This is a genomic window from Asticcacaulis aquihabitans, from assembly GCF_032490435.1.
Classification (GTDB): Bacteria; Pseudomonadota; Alphaproteobacteria; order Caulobacterales; family Caulobacteraceae; genus Asticcacaulis.
On the sequence record NZ_JAVGWM010000001.1, the window covers coordinates 1,363,757 to 1,378,819 of the forward strand.

Genomic DNA, 15,063 nt, shown 5'->3' on the forward strand with positions numbered 1-15,063 from the left:
ATGAGCTACGACAGACCGACTACGAAAGGCTAACTGGGTCGGTCGGCTTGCTGACGCCATAGGCGGCAAAGAAGACGAACAGCGCCGCGTCAACTTCCGCGGCGATTTCAGCGTCCGTCGGCTCGGGGATGTAATTCATCAAGCGCGCCTTGATCATGCGGCCATGAATAAGCGACACAAACTGATGCGCCACCTGTTCGGCATTAGGAAAATTCAGTTCGCCGCGCGCCTGAGCCTTATCGAAATAGCCAGCCAGAATGCGTACGCCGCTCAGCGGGCCGCTTTCGTAGAACAGACGGCCAATTTCCGGCGACTTCTGCGATTCCGCCGAAATGATGCGCCAGTTCTGCAAGGTCTGTTCCGAGGTGAACGAACGCAGATAGCGCGTCGCATAGTTTTTCAGAACCTTGCGCGCCTCGCCTTCTTCGTTCAGCAGCGCCGTTGTCTGGCCGCGATGGAAGACGCAATGGCGTTGAACATAGGCGGTGAACAACTCTTCCTTACTCTTGAAATAGTTATATAGCGTGCCCTTCGATCCGCCAAGCCGGGCAGCGATGGTCGACATTGAGGCGCTGGCATAGCCTTCTTCCATGAAAATCTCGGTCGCGACATCAAGGATCGCTTCGCGGCGCTCCTCGCTGCTCATGCGTCCCTTGGGTTCATGCGGTTTCAACGCCGTTACATTTTGTGTTTGCATCGCAAAAATATTCCTCAACCGTACGGTATGGTCAGCTTGACAGATATCGCACTGCAGTCTATATGTCCAGTTAATATGACCATACCGTACGGTTATTTCAAGAGTCGCCCCCAATGAACTATATTCGTGTTTCCACCCTGGTCGCCGCCCTTCTGACCACAACCGCGTTGAGCGCATGCACTACAATCCCGCAAAGTGCGCCTTTCGCATCCGAGCCCAGCCAGGCCAAAAAAGTCAATCCTATACAGGCGGTTAGCGAACAGAATTGGTGGAGCGGCCTTGGCGATCCGCAATTGCAGCGCCTGATGAACCAGGCGCTCAACAATTCGCCGTCGCTGGCCATTGCCGAAGCGCGTCTCAATCAGGCCCAAGCCGCCGTATCGCAATATCGCGCTGCCGACCGCCCGAATGTATCGGTGAATGCCGCCGCCTCCGAAGCACTGCAAAGCAACAACTATCTTTTTCCGCCGGGCCTGATTCCGCATAAATACATCGACCAGGGTCAGGTGACGCTCAATTTCAATTGGGAGCTGGACTTCTGGGGCCGCAACCGCGCGGCCATCGATGCCGCCTCCACCCTCGCCCGGGCTGCCGAAGCCGACGCCGCCCAGGCGCGCCTTATCCTGTCCACCGCGATAGCCAGCACCTATGTCGATCTCGACCGGCTGTACCAGTCGCGTGATCTGGCCGAGCGCGCCGTCGCCATTCGCGCCGACAGCGCCAAGCTGGTGCAGCAGAAACTCGACAACGGCGTCAGCAATACGGCGCAGAATGAACAGGCCAAGGCCGGTATCTATGCCGCCCAGGCCGATCTGGCCGCGATCGACGAACAGATAGATATCAACAAGCACATGATCGCCATGCTGACCGGGGCATCACCCGATTTCGCCGCGACCCTGCAACGTCCGACGCTGACGCCCAGCACACAAGCCTTCGGGGCTATTCCCAGTCAGATCGATCTCAACCTGATCGGCCGTCGCCCCGACGTCATTGCCGCCCGCTGGCGCGCCGAAGCCGCGTCGGCCCGTATCAAGCAGGCGCACGCCGCCTTTTACCCCAACATCAACCTAGCCGCCTTTGCCGGTTTTCAGTCGCTGAAACTGGATAAGCTGTTCGCCAATGGTTCGGACATGGGCCAATTTGGCCCTGCCCTCAGCCTGCCTTTGTTCGACGGCGGCGCCCTGAAAGCCAACCTGAAATCGGCAGAAAGCGAACACGCCCTCGCCATCGCCAGCTATAACCAGGACGTTCTGGTCGCCATGCAGCAAGTCGCCGATACCTTGACCAGTCAGCGCGCCCTGCAATCGCGCCTCGGCACATCCGAACAGGCCCTGACCGCGTATGAAGAAGCGTATCGCCTGAGCAAGCTGCGTTACGACGGCGGCCTGTCCGACTACACGTCGCTCCTGGTCGCCGAACAAAGCCTGATCAGTCAGCGCCGTGTGGTGGCCGATCTACGCAGCCGCGCCCTGACTCTCGACATCGCCCTGATCAAATCGCTGGGCGGCCAATACACTGTAAACAATTAAAGAAATCAGAGAGATTTCATCATGCCCGACACCGCCCCCGCCGTTGAAAAGTTGGAAGAATCCACCGAAGCCTACGGTGCGCCGCCCAAAGCCGCCGCCCCTGTAAGACCGCCGGTTGCCAACGCCGCCGGCAATGCCAAGCGGAAGCGCCTCTTGACCTATCTCGGCGTCGCCGTTGCCGTTGGCGCCGTGGCCTATGGCGCCTGGTACATGCTGGTCGCCTCGCACTACGTCTCCACCGATAACGCCTATGTCGGCACCGATACGGCGCAGGTCAACGCCCTGGTCGCCGGGCCGGTCGCTTCCATCGCCGTTTCGGAAACGCAAGCCGTCAAGGCCGGCGATGTCCTTCTGACTATTGACGATGCTGATGCCAAGATCGCCGTCGCCCAGGCCGAAGCCGCCCTGGCCCTGGCCCAGCGTCACGTTCAAGGCTATTATGCCAGCGATGCCGCCCTGGCCGGCCAGCTTGGCGCGCGCCAAGCCGATGTGGCCGGTGCCAATGCCCAGATCGCGGCAGCCGAAGCCAACCTCAGCAATGCCAAGACCGAACTGACTCGCCGCCAGAACCTGGCCCAGTCCGGCGCAGTTTCGCAGGAAGAACTCACCACCGCGCAGAACGCCTATACCCAGGCCCAGGCCGCGCTCAATACGGCCCAGGCCGCACGCGCCCAGGCCCTGGCCGGGGTGGAAGCCGCCGGTGGCCAGCGCGCCACCAACGCAGCGCAGTTTTCGGGCGTTTCGGCGGCCGAGAACCCCGAAGTCCTGTCGGCCCAGGCCAAGCTTGACGCCGCCAAACTGGCTCTGGAACGCACCGTCGTACGCGCCCCCACCGACGGCATCGTGTCCAAGAAGGCAGTCCAGGTCGGCCAGCAGGTCGGCGTCGGGACGCCCCTTATGACCGTGGTGCCGACGGCGCGCGCCTATGTGGACGCCAATTTCAAGGAAGGCCAATTGCGCAAGGTCGTTCCGGGCCAGAAGGTCGAACTCCATTCGGATCTCTACGGCAAGAGCATCACCTATCACGGTACCGTCCGCGGTATTTCCGGTGGCACCGGATCGGCCTTCTCGCTGATCCCGGCCCAGAACGCCTCCGGCAACTGGATCAAGGTGGTTCAGCGTCTGCCCGTCCGTATCGATCTGGACCCCAAGGAAGTGGCCGCCCACCCCTTGCGCGTCGGTCTGTCGATGGATGCCAAGATCGATACCCGCAACTAGCGTCACTGGCCCCGCGCTGCTTCTCCCCCTAAGGCGCGGGGCCCTTTTTATCTGATTTGTTTATCCAGAGAGGCGCTCCATGTCCTCCTCCGCTCCGGCCACGGCCGGTCCCGCGCCCCTCACCGGCGGGATCCTGGCCGTCACGGCCCTCGCCTTGGCGCTGGGCACCTTCATGCAGGTGCTCGACGGCACCATCGCCAATGTCTCCGTGCCCACCATTGCCGGCGATCTGGGCGTCTCGACGTCTCAGGGCACCTGGGTCATCACCTCCTTCGCCGTTTCGAACGGCATTTCCGTGCCGTTGACCGGCTGGCTGATGGGGCGCTACGGCGTCGTCAAGACCTTTACTGCGTCGGTGCTCCTCTTCACCATCGCCTCCTTCCTGTGCGGCGTGGCCTGGAATATCGATTCCCTGATCTTCTTCCGCATCCTTCAGGGCGCGGTGTCCGGCCCTATGATTCCGGGCTCTCAGGCCCTGCTCATGATGATATTCCCGCCCAATAAGCGCGGAACGGCCTTGGCGATCTGGTCGATGACCACCTTGGTGGCGCCGATCTGCGGCCCCATCCTGGGCGGCTATATTTCCGACAATTTTACCTGGCCGTGGATTTTCTTCATCAATATTCCGGTCGGCGCCTTCTGCGCCTTCTTCTGCTGGCGCGGCATGTCCGATCGTGAAACCCCGACCTTCCAGCGGCCGATCGATCGTACAGGTTTCGCCCTGCTGGTCGTGTGGGTCGGTGCACTTCAGGTCATGCTCGATACCGGTAAGGAAGCCGACTGGTTCAATTCCCCGGCGATCGTCGTTGAAACCCTTGTTGCCGTCATCGGTTTTATCGCCTGGGTCATCTGGGAACTGAACGACAAGAACCCGATGGTTGACCTGTCCTTCTTCAAGACACGCAATTTCGCCTTTGGGACACTCGTCCTGTGCGTGGCCTACGCCATCTTCTTCGGCGCCAACCTCCTGATGCCGTTGTGGCTGCAAACCAATATGGGCTACATCGCCACCTGGGCGGGGCTGGTGGCCGCACCGTCAGGCGTCATCGCCGTTATCCTTACGCCGTTCGCCGCACGGATGCTCAACAGATATGACGCCCGTATACTCGGTACGGTTTCGTTGCTGCTGTTCGCCGCCTCGTTCTATATGCGGTCCCTGTTCACCACCGACGCCAGCTTCTTCGTGCTGATGCTACCCATGCTGGTCATGGGGGCAGCGATGAGCATGTTCTTCATCGCCTTCATCAGCATAGGCTTGAACGGCGTGCCGCCCGAACGCGTACCCGCCGCATCCGGCCTGTCGAACTTCGCACGGATCGTCGCCGGATCGTTCGCCGCCTCGCTGGTCACCACCATGTGGGAACGCAGCGAAAGCCAGCATCAGACGCGCCTGGCCGAAATCATGGGCGGGCCTGGCGGGATGAGCGACGCCATGACCGGCGCGGTCAACCAAGCTACCCAGTTCGGATTGACGGCGGGCCAAAGTGCGGGCGTCATTATGCGCCAGGTCTCCAGCCAGGCCTTCCTGCTGGCGACGGTCGATCTGTTCCGCATCTCGGCCATCGTCATCCTGCTTCTGGTTCCCACGGTTTGGCTGTGCCGCAAGACATTGGTGCAGGGGCCGGTCACCCACGCGGCCGACTGATCCGTTTTTGGACTTGCCCTTGACGGCGCGGGCGATCATAGGTGCACCCGAAACCATCGGGAGACTCACATGATCGCCTTTGCCTTGCACGGCGGCGCCGGCGCCAAACAGGGACGTGACTACAGCGTCGAAATCGCCAATATGCGCGAGATCGCCGAATTCGCCCGCGCCTCGCTGGAAACCGGTGCCCGCGCTTTCGACGTCGTCACCGAAGCCGTACGGCAACTCGAAGACTCCGGCCTCTATGTTGCGGGCAAGGGGGCGTCACCCAACATGGCCGGCAATTATGAACTGGACGCCAGTTTGATGAATGGCGCCGATCAGACCTGTGGTGCGGTCACCGCGCTACAGGGCTTTGCCAACCCAGTGCTGGTGGCCCGCGCGGTCATGGAACACACGCCACACGTCATGCTCGCCGGCGAAGGCGCGGCCCTGTTTGCTCACGAACAGGGTTTCGACCCCATTGCCGACGAAGCCGAATATTTCACCCGTGCCGGCCGGTTCGAATCGAACCATCCCCCCGGCACCCTGGCCCACGGCACGGTCGGTGCGGTCTGCCTGGATCGTCACGGTCAACTGGCCGCCGCGACATCGACCGCCGGCGTCTTCGGCAAGCTGGCCGGGCGGGTCGGCGATACGCCATTGATTGGCGCGGGCACATGGGCCGACGGCCAGACCGCCATTTCCTGCACCGGTCAGGGCGAATATTTCATTCGCGTCAATGCGTCGGCGCAACTGGCCTTTCGGCACAAGGGCGGCCAGGGTCTGGCCGAGGCGGCCGACGCCACCTTGCAGCAGATCGTTGACATGGGCGGTGAAGGCGGGCTGATCGCCATTAACGCCCAAGGTGAAGTGATCGCCCCCTTCCGGTCTCAGGGCATGAAACGCGCCTGGTTCTCGGGCGACGGCGACATCCAGTCCGAAGCCTTCTAAGCGCCATCTCAGTCGCGATGAAAAATCGTCGCGACAGTTTGGCCGCAATCGCCGCGTATAAGGTCCATATCCGATAACGGTGAGGCCAAGACCATGGCATTAAACCCTGACTTTGAAACTGCGCTCGCCCTGTCGCGCTTCGGCCTGGGGAGCGGTGAAAACGGCGTTTCCGCCCTGACCGGCAATGTCCGCGAACGCCTAAAGGCGGAAATAAAGGCGGGCGCACCTCAGCCCAGATCCGACGATCTGCGCGATACCCCGACCCTTTTGGCAGAGGCCTACGACTACCAGAAGGAAAAGGCGGCGGCGCGCAAGGCCGCACGCACCAACGACACACCCGCTGCAATGACAGGCGAAGCGACGGATATGTCATCAGCCGCCATGGCAAAAAGCGGCATGCCGCCAGAACAGATGCCAGAACAGATGACAGCGCAAAAGCGCGGTGCCAAAACGACGACCGGACCCAATCCCATCCGCGATGCCGGGCTGGCTGAGATCCGTGCGCGTTTCAACGACACGATGATAACGCCAGACATCGGTTTCAATGAGCGGATGGTCATGTTCTGGACCAACCATTTCGCCGTCTCGACCAAGAAAAGCCAACCGGTCGCCGCCATTTCCGGCGCATACGAGCGCGAAGCCATCCGTCCCCACGTTTTCGGCCGTTTCCACGACCTGCTCCTGGCGGTCGAAACCCATCCGTGCATGTTGCTGTATCTCGACAACGCCCAGTCGGTCGGTCCGGATTCGCCGGCGCGTAACAACGGCAAGCGCGGCCTGAACGAAAATCTGGCGCGTGAGATCATGGAATTGCATACGCTCGGCGTCGGGTCCGGTTACACCCAGGCTGACGTCACCAGCTTCGCCAAGGTGATTACCGGCTGGTCGGTAAGCCGTAGCGAAAAACAAGGGCCACCGGGCACTTTCCAGTTCAATGCCCGCGCCCATGAACCCGGCACCCAGACCATTATGGGCAAGCGCTACGCGCAAGACGGACTGGCCCAGGGTCAGGCCGTTCTGGCCGATCTGGCCCGTCATCCGGCCACCGCCCGCCACATAGCGACAAAGCTTGCCCGCCATTTCGTTGCCGACGATCCACCGCCGGCTCTCGTTGAACAGCTCAGCCGCACATTTCTCGATAGCGACGGCGACCTAGCGGCGGTGTCAACCGCCCTGATCGAAGCGCCCGAGGCCTGGACGCCGCGCCTGACCAAGATCCGGTCTCCGCTGGAATATGTCACCGCCGCCCTGCGCGCCACCGGCGCAACCCTCCGCCCGCAAGCGATCACCCAGGCGCTCAATGCCATGGGCCAGCCCTGGTGGCAACCGGCCGGACCGAACGGATTTCCCGATACGGTGGCGGCGTGGGCATCGCCCGAGGGCCTGAGCACACGGATGGATTTCGCCAATTCATTGGCTGGCGCAGCCGATAAATCCGTCGATCCGCGCACCTTCGCCGCCAGCCACCTCGGCCCCCTGCTCAGCGTTCACACCGCCCAGGCCATTGCCCGGGCCGAAACCCAGGCGCAGGGCCTGAGCCTGGCCCTGCTCTCTCCCGAATTCATGAGGCGCTGATATGACCAACCGCCGCCAACTGCTCACTCTCGGCGCCACCGCCGCCTTTTCCGCCTTCATCCCGCGCCTGAGTTCCGCGGCGGGCGGACGCGATCCGCGCTTTGTCACCATCATTCTGCGCGGGGCGCTTGACGGCCTGACCGCCGTGCCGCCGATGGGCGATCCGGATTACGCGGCGCTTCGCGGCAATCTGCCGGTCGATGGCGCCCTTCCGCTCGATTCGACCTTCAGCCTGCATCCGTCGATGAGCACCTTCGCCCGACAATACAAAGCCGGGCAGGCCCTGGTGATCCATGCCGCCGCGTCGCCCTATCGCGAACGTTCCCATTTCGACGGCCAGGATGTACTGGAATCGGGCATGACGGCGCCCGGCCACACGGACTCCGGCTGGATGAACCGCTTTTTGCGTACATTGCCGGTGTCGCAGGCAGCCACCTTGCGCGGCCTGGGCGTCGGCGGTGTCACGCCTTTGGTCATGCGCGGTCAGGCGCCAGTTCTGGGCTGGGCGCCCGCGACGCTGAAACCCGTCGATGCCGACCTGCCGCCGCGCCTGCTGACCCTATACCAGGCGACCGATCCTTTGCTTGCCAGTACGCTCAGCGAAGCCATCGCCACCGGCAAGATTGTTGGTTCGGAAAAAGGCATGGTGTCGGCGGGCGGCGGTCCGGGCGACCCGAAAACGATGATTGCCATGGCCGAGGGGGCCGCGAAGCTGCTTGCCCAACCCGACGGCCCGCGCATCGCCGCGCTCGCTTTCGAAGGGTGGGACACCCATGCGCAGGAAACCCAACGCCTGGCAAACCTGCTCGGTGGACTTGACGGCGCTTTGGCGGCGTTTGAAACCGGACTGGGGCCAGCATGGCGCGACACCGCCATTCTGGTTGTCACCGAATTTGGCCGAACCGCTGCGGTCAACGGCACCGGTGGCACCGATCACGGCACGGCGGCCGCCGCCTTCATGGCCGGCGGCGCGGTCAAGGGCGGCCGCGTCATTGCCGATTGGCCGGGGCTCAAAACCGCGCTGTTGTATGAAGCGCGCGACTTGAAACCGACCACCGATCTGCGCGGCGTTATGAAAGGGATCATGACTGACCTCTACGCCGTACCGGAAAGCGCCCTCTCACGCGATGTCTTCCCGGATTCGGCAGGCGTGCGGCCTATGAGCGGGCTGATCGCTTAGGAAACCAGTCGCCACCCCTGACCTGCTTTGATCGTACTGGCGGCGAATTTCCCTTGATACCCCGGGAAATTAAGGCACATTTTTTGCCGTCGCTATTCACGTGCTCGCCAAAAATCGCCTTGAGGTGGTTTTTCTTTAGTTTTCAAAGACCAGTTAGAATTTTGGGAAATTAGCTCCTACTATAACCCTAATTGCTTTTTCGCCATTAGGTTAACTAGACCGCCGGAAAACCGACCTTCAATAGCGGCATGTTTAATGTCACTCTTAGAGCTCACTTCTGTTAGAAAAGGTAAGAGCTGTCTCGTGATAATCTCTGAAAATTTTGCCTCTCTGTCGCTGTCGGACAGAACGCCGTATTCCAGATCAAGCACATTTTCGAGTAATGCAGCAGTACCGGGATAGAGTGCAGACATTCGGATACGTATTGGGAATTTATGCTCTTTCGGTCTTGGCATTCCATAAACTGCGATGCCAAAGGGCAACAGGCCTATATTTAAATAAAATTTGTTACTGAATTCCGACTTTTGCAAATTCACAATCTGAAGAACGTCATTTGTTTCTTTATACCACGATGTCGATTTTTTTTGCATGCCATAAGGTGAGAGATATTTATCTGTCATCTTTTCGAGGGCCTTTTTATCCATTTTTATACCTCATAAGCTCAACTCTGCCCGTCCACGTTCCGCTGCACACGTGTTTTAAGCTCGCTGCGATATCCCTCAATCTGCTTTTTCCCAGAAGAATGGCGCGGGTGTTATTAGGTTTTAATTCAATTATCTCTCTTGTCTTAGCATCAGCTTGCTTCCACTTGGCAGCTTGACTCCCTTTTGAGAGCGATGATTGGGGCCGCCAATTGCGGCCAGCTGCACGCCCAGCTTGCGTGGCCGCTGTTTCGCCCCCGGGAACGACTGTGCGCAACAATTCACTATTTCGTATTGATACCTGTCCATTTGCATCGGTTTTGCGTTCATAAATGCATAGCCAGCAAAGTCCCGAGGCATTACTCTTATTGAGCGGTCTCCGCCAACATAGGCATAGATACCTAGACCGTTTTTTGATCCGATGGGGTTAGTTTGGGGGGCAATCCCGATCCGACTGCGTCAGATCGATGATCTATGCTACCGGCAAAGTGTATCGAGATTGGCAATATCGACGTCCGCTGGCGCTCCGGCCCAGATATCTGCGCCCTTTTCCTTCGCTTGCCGCTCAATCAGCAAGCCTTCGCCGCGATGGGCGCTGACCGCGCTGTAGACGGGATCGGTCTGGGCTTCGTCGAGCGAGACGAAGGTCGCGCCCTCGGCTTCGAATTCGCTCAGAACCTGCGGCAGCATCAGAGCCGTGAACGCCCCTTCGTGGATCAGCAGGACATGAGAGATCTGGCGTCCGTAAAGCTTTTGAGATCCATAGGTGGATCGCGCGATCGATGCCTTGACGCCCTGCATATACTGAGCCTTCATCGCCTCAATCGTGGCCGTGTCCCCTTTGGTCAGACAGCGGTTATAGGTTTCGGTATAGGCCCAGTCATTGAAGCTGATGGTCACATCGGCAATGCGGTATCCTTTGGCCGCCAGATACTCCATTATGCCCTTATGCAAAACGCGATCGGTGCCGGCATTGAGGAACGGGAACCGCAGAACGCGCCAATCCTGACCAGCCATCAATTCCGCCAGAACCGGCTCATTTTTCTCAATATCGCCTTCGAACGCCGTCAAGCCGCCCGCATTGATGTTCATGTGCGTGTAGCCATGGTTGCCAAGCGGATAACCGGCGTCGCGCCACAGCTTCAGAACCGCCTGGGTGCCGGGTTCGCGTTCCAACGCAACGGCATTGATGAAGCCATAGACACCCGGCACCTTGTGCGCCTTCAGCGCGGCCAGGTAGTCACGCGCGACCGCTTCACGGCTATGACCAGGGACCGGGCTGCCGTGCGCGGGCAGATCATCGACCGTGATCGCCACCTTGAACGGCTCTGCCTTAGCGCCAAACGCCATTAGGGCCAGAACCGCCGCCACGCCCGTTAAAATCCGCTTCATGCCTATCTCCCAATCAGTCGGCTTGTCGTCAGCCGTTGGCGAACCATGCGTCAAATCCGGGACGACGACAAGCGGGATTGCGGTTTATAGAGCCAAGCAATGGATAGGCCGGCACATGGCCGTTTCGTCTCAGGCGGCGAATGACCATTTTAGTCTCAGGCGGCGAATGCCTGGGCCGCCTGTTGCGTCAGATCTTCCAGTTCCGCGAAACGCTCCGGCGCCACATCTTGAAACACGAAGCACGTCTTGCTTTGGGCATGCTTCTTGAGCGCGTCGGGCACCCTTAAATCCCGCCCCTGGCGCATGGCCAATGGCGGCAGATAGTAGGACACCGTATTACCGCTGAGACGAACCGTCCCGAACCACGCCGGGTCCCGGGACTGCATGACGTCGGTCGGTACATTGAGGGTCATTTCGCCTTGTACTTCCTTGCCGATCTTCATCGCAGGGGCAGCGCGCACCATCAGGTCGCGTAGAGAAATATAAAGCGGGTACATATCAGCCATCTATGCCTTTTCCTTGCAGATATGACGCTCTCACGGCGTCGTGACACCGTCATAGATGGAAAACCCAAAAAAAGGATTGCCACGGAGCGTTAACACGCATAGTTTCATTAGATACTATCCTATTGGAAACGATCATGACCACCGACCTGCTGACCAAACCCGGCCTGTTCGCGACGCTGGACGATCAGCCGCTCGACGCCATGCTGACCCTGCTCCACCGTCTCCGCAGCGATCCGCGCGAAGGCAAGATCGATCTCGGTATCGGCGTCTATGGCGATGAAACCGGCCAGACGCCGGTCATGCGCGCCGTCAAGCAGGCCGAGGCGCATCTATACCAGCACCAAACCACCAAGACCTATGTCGCCGCTGAAGGCGATGCGGGTTTCATCGCCGCGCTGGCGCCGCTGGTGCTCGGCGACAGCCGCGCCCGCGATGACCGCTTTTGTGGCCTGCAAACCCCCGGCGGTACGGGTGCCCTGCGCCTGGCGGCCGAGCTGATCGCCCGCGCCAACCCCGAGGCCCGCGTCTGGCTGGGCACCCCGACCTGGGTCAATCATCGCGGCCTGATGCAGGCGGCTGGCCTGCAGGTGCTGGAGCATCCCTTCTTCGACAAGGCCACCCAGACCCTGACCTTCGACGCCATGATGAGCGTGCTGGAAACGGCGCGTGGCGGAGATGTCCTGTTGCTGCACGCCTGTTGCCACAATCCGACGGGTGCGGAATTCACGCCGGATCAATGGGGCCTTATCGGCGACCTGTGCGCGCGCAAGGGCCTGGTCCCGCTCATCGACATCGCCTATCAGGGGCTCGGCCACGGCATGGAGGCCGACGCGACGGGTATGCGTACCGTCCTCGACAAGGTGCCGGAAGCGATTGTCGCCGCTTCGTGCTCGAAAAACTTCGGTCTGTACCGCGAACGGATCGGCGCCTTGTGGGTGAAGGCGCAGACCGCCCAAACCGCCCTGCGCGCTCGCGGCAACCTGATCCTGACTGCCCGTACCATGTGGTCCATGCCCCCCGACCATGGGGCATCGGTTGTTCGCATTATACTGGAATCACCCGCCCTGACCGACCTGTGGCGCGCCGAACTCGATGAGATGCGCGCCCGCCTGAATTCGGTTCGCGCGGCCCTTGCCGCTGCCGTGCCCGCCCTGTCGACAATCGCCAGCCAGACCGGCATGTTTGCGCTTCTACCGTTAGAGCGTGATCAGGTCGTCGCCCTGCGCGAACAGCATGGCATCTACATGCTGGACTCCGGCCGCATCAATATCGCCGGCCTACAATCGGACAACCTTCCACGATTTGCCGCCGCCCTCGAACCCTATCTGCAAGGAGACACACATGCGCGATAATCCTTTAGGACTGAACGGTTTCGAATTTGTAGAATTTACCGGCCCCGACACCGCCACCATGGCCGCTCAGCTGGAGATGATGGGCTTTGTCGCCGCCTCCCGCCACAAGAGCCGCGACATCGTGCGCTACAAGCAGGGCCATATCAACTTTCTGCTCAATACCAACGGGTCCGCCCAGGCGCGCGATTTCGCCGATCACCATGGCCCGTCGGCCAATGGCATGGCCTTCCGCGTCACCGACGCCAGGGCAGCCTACGACCTGGCGCTTGAAAACGGCGCCCAGCCCGCCGACGCGGCGCAAGGGGCTCTGGGTGCCGATAGCCATGTGCTGAAAGGCATCGGCGGTTCACTGCTCTATCTCGTAGACCACGACATCTATGCCGACTGGGACGCCGTTCCGGGCGCGGCCGAAGCGGAAGCCGCCAATACGGTCGGCTTCGAAGTCCTCGATCACCTCACCCACAACGTCAAACGTGGCCAGATGCGCACCTGGTCCAGCTTCTATGCCCAAATCTTCGGATTCGAGGAACAGAAGTATTTCGACATCAAGGGCCAGGCCACGGGATTGTTCAGCCAGGCCATGATCGCACCCGACGGTCATATCCGCATTCCGCTCAACGAAAGCCAGGACGACACCAGCCAGATCGAGGAATTCCTGCGTCAGTACAATGGCGAAGGCATTCAACACATCGCCCTTACGACCGAAAACATCTATGAGACGGTTGAAAAGCTGCGCGCCCGGGGCGTCAAGCTGCAGGACACGATCCTGACCTACTACGATCTGGTCGACAAACGCGTGCCTGGCCATGGCGAGGATCTGGAGCGCCTGAAAGCCAATCGCATCCTGATTGACGGCGACGTCGGCGAAGACGGCATACTGTTACAGATCTTCACCGAAAACACGTTCGGTCCAATCTTCTTCGAAGTCATTCAACGCAAGGGCAATCAGGGCTTCGGCAATGGCAATTTCCAGGCCCTGTTCGAATCGATTGAACTGGACCAGATTCGCCGCGGCGTTATCAAGGTGGCATAGACCGGCCGCCGGCGCCGCGCACGCATATGTGCGTGGTGGCCGGACGCCTGACTTCCTATAAGGACAAGAACGGGAGGTTCGCAGATGTCAGAGTATATGACCGGGTTCGGCAACCACTTTTCGACCGAGGCCGTGCCCGGTGCCTTGCCCATCGGCCAGAACTCGCCGCAAAAGGTGCCATTCGGCCTCTATGCCGAACAGCTGTCGGGGTCTGCTTTTACAGCTCCACGCCACGAAAACCGCCGCACCTGGCTTTATCGTCTGCGCCCGTCGGCCAGTCACGCGCCGTTCACCCCGTACCGCGATGCCACCGCGTGGGGCGAACCCACGCCCAACCGCCTACGGTGGTCGCCGGTTTTGCCACACACAACGCCCGCCGATTTCATTGACGGCCTTATGCCCTATGCCGGCAACGGAAATCCGGCCGCGCAAGCGGGGATCGGCATCTACCTTTACGCCGCCAACCGGTCCATGCACGGCCGGGTTTTCTTTAATGCCGACGGCGAACTGCTGATCGTCTCGCAATCGGGGCGGCTGGTCATCTTTACCGAAATGGGCGTTCTGAAGCTTGAGCCATTGCAGATCGCCGTCATTCCGCGCGGCGTGAAATTTCGCGTCACCCTGCCCGAAGGCCATGCGACCGGATATGTCTGCGAAAACTACGGCAAGCCTTTTCGACTGCCGGACCTGGGCCCCATCGGCGCCAACGGCTTAGCCAACCCCCGCGACTTCGAAAGCCCCGTTGCCGCCTTCGAAGATATCGATGCGCCTTGTGAACTGCTGCAAAAATTCTGTGGCAGGCTATGGACAACCGCGATCGATCATTCGCCGCTGGACGTAGTTGCCTGGCACGGCAATTTGGCCCCGTGCCGCTATGACCTGCGCCGTTTCAACACCTTAAATACGGTCAGCTTCGACCATCCCGACCCGTCGATCTTCACGGTCCTGACGTCTCCATCGGAGTCGCCCGGCACCGCCAACTGCGATTTCGTTATCTTTCCGCCACGCTGGATGGTGGCCGAACATACGTTCAGACCGCCGTGGTTCCATAGAAATATCATGAGTGAATTCATGGGCTTGATAACCGGCGTCTATGACGCCAAGGCCGATGGCTTCGCGCCGGGCGGCGCCAGTTTACACAACTGTATGAACGGCCATGGCCCGGACCGCGCCAGCTATGAAACGGCCATCGCCGCCGACCTGGCCCCGCACAGGATGGACGGCACCATGGCCTTCATGTTCGAAAGCCAGTTGCCGCTTGTTCCGAGTGCCGCGGCACTCGCCTCACCGCTGTTGCAAGCCGACTACGACCATTGCTGGGACGATTTCAAAAAGGCCGAATTACCCGAATGCCCATGACAC

14 protein-coding genes are annotated in these 15,063 nt (G+C 60.6%); 9 read left to right on the top strand and 5 right to left on the bottom strand.

Annotated elements, in window-relative coordinates; genetic code table 11:
- Positions 1–19: 19 nt before the first annotated feature.
- Complete coding sequence (locus RCJ00_RS06280; protein ID WP_316220922.1) at positions 20–697, bottom strand: TetR/AcrR family transcriptional regulator; 678 nt, start codon at positions 695–697, stop codon at positions 20–22.
- 113 nt (positions 698–810) lie between these two features.
- On the opposite strand from RCJ00_RS06280, the gene RCJ00_RS06285 reads away from it, so the two are divergent.
- The 6 genes from RCJ00_RS06285 (at position 811) to RCJ00_RS06310 (ending at position 8,777) form a co-directional block, all read left to right on the top strand.
- Entirely contained in the window at positions 811–2,226 is a 1,416-nt protein-coding gene (locus tag RCJ00_RS06285; protein WP_316220923.1) for an efflux transporter outer membrane subunit, read from the top strand.
- A 21-nt stretch (positions 2,227–2,247) separates the two neighbouring features.
- Positions 2,248–3,444 carry an HlyD family secretion protein gene (locus RCJ00_RS06290; protein ID WP_316220924.1) on the top strand — a complete coding sequence of 399 codons (1,197 nt, stop codon included), beginning with the start codon at positions 2,248–2,250 and terminating at the stop codon, positions 3,442–3,444.
- 79 nt (positions 3,445–3,523) lie between these two features.
- Entirely contained in the window at positions 3,524–5,089 is a 1,566-nt protein-coding gene (locus tag RCJ00_RS06295) for a DHA2 family efflux MFS transporter permease subunit (protein ID WP_316220925.1), read from the top strand.
- Positions 5,090–5,158: 69 nt separating this feature from the next.
- Positions 5,159–6,022 (top strand): isoaspartyl peptidase/L-asparaginase family protein, encoded by an 864-nt coding sequence (locus RCJ00_RS06300; protein ID WP_316220926.1) that lies wholly within the window; start codon positions 5,159–5,161, stop codon positions 6,020–6,022.
- Positions 6,023–6,115: 93 nt separating this feature from the next.
- Positions 6,116–7,597, top strand: coding sequence for a DUF1800 domain-containing protein (locus RCJ00_RS06305; protein ID WP_316220927.1), 1,482 nt, complete (start codon positions 6,116–6,118; stop codon positions 7,595–7,597).
- A gap of 1 nt (position 7,598) precedes the next feature.
- Positions 7,599–8,777: a DUF1501 domain-containing protein gene (locus RCJ00_RS06310; RefSeq protein WP_316220928.1), complete on the top strand. Its 1,179-nt coding sequence runs from the start codon at positions 7,599–7,601 to the stop codon at positions 8,775–8,777.
- A gap of 179 nt (positions 8,778–8,956) precedes the next feature.
- Here the strand turns inward: RCJ00_RS06310 and RCJ00_RS06315 are convergent, their stop codons facing one another.
- The 4 genes from RCJ00_RS06315 to RCJ00_RS06325 all read right to left on the bottom strand — a co-directional run bounded on the left by RCJ00_RS06315 (position 8,957) and on the right by RCJ00_RS06325 (position 11,316).
- Complete coding sequence (locus tag RCJ00_RS06315) at positions 8,957–9,421, bottom strand: DUF4304 domain-containing protein (protein ID WP_316220929.1); 465 nt, start codon at positions 9,419–9,421, stop codon at positions 8,957–8,959.
- Positions 9,414–9,698, bottom strand: coding sequence for a hypothetical protein (locus RCJ00_RS20690; RefSeq protein WP_524524937.1), 285 nt, complete (start codon positions 9,696–9,698; stop codon positions 9,414–9,416). Before RCJ00_RS20690 ends, RCJ00_RS06315 begins: the two co-directional genes overlap by 8 nt.
- Positions 9,699–9,895: 197 nt before the next feature.
- Entirely contained in the window at positions 9,896–10,810 is a 915-nt protein-coding gene (locus RCJ00_RS06320) for a polysaccharide deacetylase family protein (protein WP_316220930.1), read from the bottom strand.
- 155 nt (positions 10,811–10,965) lie between these two features.
- Positions 10,966–11,316: a hypothetical protein gene (locus RCJ00_RS06325; RefSeq protein WP_316220931.1), complete on the bottom strand. Its 351-nt coding sequence runs from the start codon at positions 11,314–11,316 to the stop codon at positions 10,966–10,968.
- Between the two features lie 134 nt (positions 11,317–11,450).
- Between RCJ00_RS06325 and RCJ00_RS06330 the strand changes: the two genes are divergently transcribed.
- The 3 genes from RCJ00_RS06330 to hmgA all read left to right on the top strand — a co-directional run bounded on the left by RCJ00_RS06330 (position 11,451) and on the right by hmgA (position 15,060).
- The gene (locus RCJ00_RS06330) at positions 11,451–12,668 is read left to right on the top strand and encodes an amino acid aminotransferase (protein ID WP_316220932.1); all 1,218 of its coding nucleotides are present in this window, start codon (positions 11,451–11,453) and stop codon (positions 12,666–12,668) included.
- The gene (gene hppD, locus RCJ00_RS06335; RefSeq protein WP_316220933.1) at positions 12,658–13,701 is read left to right on the top strand and encodes a 4-hydroxyphenylpyruvate dioxygenase; all 1,044 of its coding nucleotides are present in this window, start codon (positions 12,658–12,660) and stop codon (positions 13,699–13,701) included. The genes RCJ00_RS06330 and hppD overlap by 11 nt, the downstream gene beginning before the upstream one ends.
- 84 nt (positions 13,702–13,785) lie before the next feature.
- Positions 13,786–15,060 carry a homogentisate 1,2-dioxygenase gene (gene hmgA, locus RCJ00_RS06340; protein ID WP_316220934.1) on the top strand — a complete coding sequence of 425 codons (1,275 nt, stop codon included), beginning with the start codon at positions 13,786–13,788 and terminating at the stop codon, positions 15,058–15,060.
- Positions 15,061–15,063 lie beyond the last annotated feature (3 nt).

Coding starts and splice junctions, on each gene's coding strand:
- RCJ00_RS06280 (WP_316220922.1), bottom strand. CDS start 697: ATGCAAACACAAAATGTAACGGCGTTGAAACCGCATGAACCCAAGGGA.
- RCJ00_RS06285 (WP_316220923.1), top strand. CDS start 811: ATGAACTATATTCGTGTTTCCACCCTGGTCGCCGCCCTTCTGACCACA.
- RCJ00_RS06290 (WP_316220924.1), top strand. CDS start 2,248: ATGCCCGACACCGCCCCCGCCGTTGAAAAGTTGGAAGAATCCACCGAA.
- RCJ00_RS06295 (WP_316220925.1), top strand. CDS start 3,524: ATGTCCTCCTCCGCTCCGGCCACGGCCGGTCCCGCGCCCCTCACCGGC.
- RCJ00_RS06300 (WP_316220926.1), top strand. CDS start 5,159: ATGATCGCCTTTGCCTTGCACGGCGGCGCCGGCGCCAAACAGGGACGT.
- RCJ00_RS06305 (WP_316220927.1), top strand. CDS start 6,116: ATGGCATTAAACCCTGACTTTGAAACTGCGCTCGCCCTGTCGCGCTTC.
- RCJ00_RS06310 (WP_316220928.1), top strand. CDS start 7,599: ATGACCAACCGCCGCCAACTGCTCACTCTCGGCGCCACCGCCGCCTTT.
- RCJ00_RS06315 (WP_316220929.1), bottom strand. CDS start 9,421: ATGGATAAAAAGGCCCTCGAAAAGATGACAGATAAATATCTCTCACCT.
- RCJ00_RS06320 (WP_316220930.1), bottom strand. CDS start 10,810: ATGAAGCGGATTTTAACGGGCGTGGCGGCGGTTCTGGCCCTAATGGCG.
- RCJ00_RS06325 (WP_316220931.1), bottom strand. CDS start 11,316: ATGGCTGATATGTACCCGCTTTATATTTCTCTACGCGACCTGATGGTG.
- RCJ00_RS06330 (WP_316220932.1), top strand. CDS start 11,451: ATGACCACCGACCTGCTGACCAAACCCGGCCTGTTCGCGACGCTGGAC.
- hppD (WP_316220933.1), top strand. CDS start 12,658: ATGCGCGATAATCCTTTAGGACTGAACGGTTTCGAATTTGTAGAATTT.
- hmgA (WP_316220934.1), top strand. CDS start 13,786: ATGTCAGAGTATATGACCGGGTTCGGCAACCACTTTTCGACCGAGGCC.